Annotated in this window: 3 protein-coding genes and 1 pseudogene; 3 read left to right on the forward strand and 1 reads right to left on the reverse strand. The window is 49.1% G+C overall.

All coding sequences use genetic code 11. From position 1 onward, the window contains the following. From HMPREF2572_RS09190 to HMPREF2572_RS09195, 3 genes and pseudogenes are all read left to right on the forward strand, one after another. Positions 1-567, forward strand: a pseudogene (locus tag HMPREF2572_RS09190) (zonular occludens toxin family protein); the annotation flags it as partial. Further along, positions 567-725 carry an ABC transporter gene (locus tag HMPREF2572_RS14335; RefSeq protein WP_148132317.1) on the forward strand — a complete coding sequence of 53 codons (159 nt, stop codon included), beginning with the start codon at positions 567-569 and terminating at the stop codon, positions 723-725. The pseudogene HMPREF2572_RS09190 and the gene HMPREF2572_RS14335, both read left to right, overlap by 1 nt. Before the next feature lie 398 nt (positions 726-1,123). After that, the gene (locus HMPREF2572_RS09195; protein WP_070497934.1) at positions 1,124-2,086 is read left to right on the forward strand and encodes an IS110 family RNA-guided transposase; all 963 of its coding nucleotides are present in this window, start codon (positions 1,124-1,126) and stop codon (positions 2,084-2,086) included. Positions 2,087-2,350: 264 nt separating this feature from the next. Here HMPREF2572_RS09195 and panB read toward each other — a convergent pair whose 3' ends face one another. Further along, positions 2,351-3,139, reverse strand: a complete 789-nt coding sequence (gene panB, locus HMPREF2572_RS09200; RefSeq protein ID WP_070497936.1) for a 3-methyl-2-oxobutanoate hydroxymethyltransferase — start codon at positions 3,137-3,139, stop codon at positions 2,351-2,353. Positions 3,140-3,310: the final 171 nt, after the last annotated feature.

Consider the following 3,310-nt stretch of genomic DNA (forward strand, 5'->3'; position numbering starts at 1 on the left):
TATGGCGTTTGGTCGTTTACTGGATTTTGGGGAAAATTCTCTGGCGAAGAAGAACAGGCGAAGACGGAAAGTACGACCCAAACCGTACAAGCACAAACGCAGCCTTCAGCCGTATCGGCAAGTGAGCCTGTATCAAACGGACAGTATCCCAAAGCCGAAACAAAACCCGAAGAACCAAAGAAACCACATTTGAGCGAAGAAGACTATAAGCCCCGTATCGCAGAGCGTCCTGAAACTGCTCCTATGTACGACGGCATGAACAAAGCCGTAAAGGTAATGCCATATCCAGTCGCCTGTATCAAAGCAGAGAATCGCTGCACCTGCTACACTGACCAAGGCACCAAGATTAAAGACATCGGCAAACAAACCTGTCTGAACTACGTCAAAGACGGCTTACCGTTTAATCCATACAAAACGCAGACGGCAGAAGCTGCAAAACCGACGCAGACCGCATACACTCCCGACGCTCCGCAGGTATTGACAATGGGCGGTCAGACACCGCAAAATTTGATGTATGACGGATACAATGATAAAGCCCTGACGAATGTGGGCGGAAAGGTAAATTGATGAATGCGGGATTAGCGTTTTTTTTAGGCGTATGGGCGGCAACGTCATACGAGCGCAAAGGCTGGCGCGGATTTTTTAAATATTTCGTCCTGCCGATGTTTATAGTATCGTTGATAGGTGCTGCCGCAACCGTATATTTAGCTCAATCTGTAAAATGAAAAAAGGTCGTCTGAAATCCAGACGACCTTTGTTTTTAAGGAATTGGGATTTAAAGAGTCAAGGGGGAAGTTTTGTAAAGATTGGGCGTGTTTTTTGCCCAATCTTTATGAATACCCCCTTTACTCTTTAAAGCACAAAATCACGCTTGCGGTAGGTGGGCAGGAAGGGTTTTATTTCCTGCCCGCCTGCCACGTGGCGAACGCCCCCGGAGGGTCGCCGAAGGCAAACTTAATGCTATACTGAAACTCGGCAAAGGATTAGCTACCCTATGCCGAAGCCGTCCAGCCTGACAACGACCAAGCCCAAAGGCTGTAAAAAAGATTAGGCGGACGGCTTTATTGTTTGTGAAATTGAGTAGTATCAAAGAACCAAGATTCTGAATAAGTAAGGGTAATCTATGCGAAACGCCGTAGGACTTGACATATCAAAGACCACATTTGACGCAACCGCCATCATTGGCGGTATCGAAAAGTCTGCCAAGTTTGATAACGACAGCAAAGGCTTTGAGCAGTTCAAAGGCTGGCTGACAGAATTAGGCTGTACTGACGCGCATATCTGCATGGAAGCCACGGGCAACTACTACGAAGGCATCGCCGACTACATAGGCAGCCTGTACAAAGTATCAGTCGTCAACCCGCTGAAAATCAGCAAATACGCCGAAAGCAGGTTTACCCGAACCAAAACAGACAAACAAGACGCAAAACTGATAGCCGAATACTGTCAGACAGCCAAAGCCCAAGACCTCGTGATCCGAAAACCAGTTATAAACGACGGCTACAAACTCAAACGGCTCTCCGCTCTCTATGCCCAGCTGACCGCAGACAGCACCGCCCAAAAAAACAGACTCGAAGCCGCCAAAGACACCTTTGTCGTCAAAATCTGCCAAAGCAACATCAAGCATTTGCAGCGACAAATAAAGGCAGTCAAAAAAGAACTGGAGAAACTCACGAAGCAATCCGCATTGAAAGACCAAACCGACAGACTGGCCACAATACCCGCCATCGGCAGGCTGACCGCCGTCATGCTGCTGAACTACCTTTCAGGCACGGATTTCCCAACATCAAACAAGTTTGCAGCATTCGCAGGGCTGACACCCCAAATCAAAGATTCAGGCACATCAGTAAGGGGCAAACCGAGCCTGACAAGATACGGCAACCGAAGACTACGCGCCATGCTCTTCATGCCCGCGATGGTCGCCTATCGGATAAAGGCATTCCCCGACTTCATCGCCCGCCTTGAAGCCAAGAACAAACCCAAAAAGGTCATTATTGCCGCCATTATGCGCAAACTTGCCGTCATCGCCTACCACGTCCACAAAAAAGGCGAAGACTACGACCCGACCCGCTACAAAGCGGCGTGACCGAACCCAAAAAAATCACGGCATTTCAAAAAATGAAACGCCGTGACATCGTTGTGTGCAAATATCACTCAATTTAAATATTATGCAAATCAACGATTTGTAAATTAAATGTAAAGATGATATTGTCAAGCAAAGTAGTATCTTTTTTATAGTGGATTAACTTTAAACCAGTACGGCGTTGCCTCGCCTTGCCGTACTATTTGTACTGTCTGCGGCTTCGTCGCCTTGTCCTGATTTAAATTTAATCCACTATAGTTATAAGCATCAAGCAAACGAATGTTCCGCAGCGGGGAAGGTTTTGGCTTTGACTTCATGGACATAGGCTTCAACGGCGGCTTGGACGCTGTCTTTGCCCTGCATGAAGTTTTTGACGAATTTAGCGGTTTTACCCGGGAAAATACCGAGCATATCGTGCATAACCAAAACTTGTCCGTCGCAATCCACGCCCGCACCGATGCCAATGGTCGGGCAAGAGACGGTTTCGGTTACTTTTTTCGCTAACTCTGCCGGTACGCATTCCATCAATACGATGGCTGCGCCCGCTTGGTCGTGTGCTTTCGCATCTGCTAACAAGGCTTCCGCCTTATCGCCCCGCCCTTGCACTTTATATCCGCCAAACGCAAACACAGACTGCGGGGTCAAGCCGATATGGGCGCAGACGGGAATGCCGCGCATTTGCAGGAATTCGGTGGTTTCCGTCATCCAAACGCCGCCTTCGAGTTTGATCATATGCGCGCCTGCCGCCATCAGTTCGGCAGCGGCGGCAAACGCCTGTTCTTTACTCTGCTGATACGCACCAAAAGGCAAGTCGCTGACAATCATCGCGTTTTCCGTACCGCGCGCGACGTTTTCAGTGTGATAACACATATCGCGCAAGCTGACGGGCAGCGTGGATTTGCGTCCCTGCACGGTCATGCCCAAGGAATCGCCCACCAGCAAAACATCGACGCCGGCATGGTCCATTAACGCGGCAAAGCTGGATTCATAGGCGGTCAGCATGGCGATTTTTTCGCCTTCTGCCTTCATCTTTTGCAGTGTGTTCACAGTAATCATTGGAATGTATTCCGCCTTTTTCAGACGACCTTTTAGATTAAAACGGGCTATTATAGTGAAATGCCCGCCGCCCTGTCACCATCCGCCCAAACGGCAGACGCAAAACAGCCCGACTGCTTTGACAATCGAGCTGTTTGATTGGTGCCGGCACCAAGAGTCGAACTCGGGACC

Origin of the sequence: Neisseria sp. HMSC064E01 (assembly GCF_001808875.1) — a bacterium.
GTDB classification, from domain to species: domain Bacteria; phylum Pseudomonadota; class Gammaproteobacteria; order Burkholderiales; family Neisseriaceae; genus Neisseria; species Neisseria sicca_A.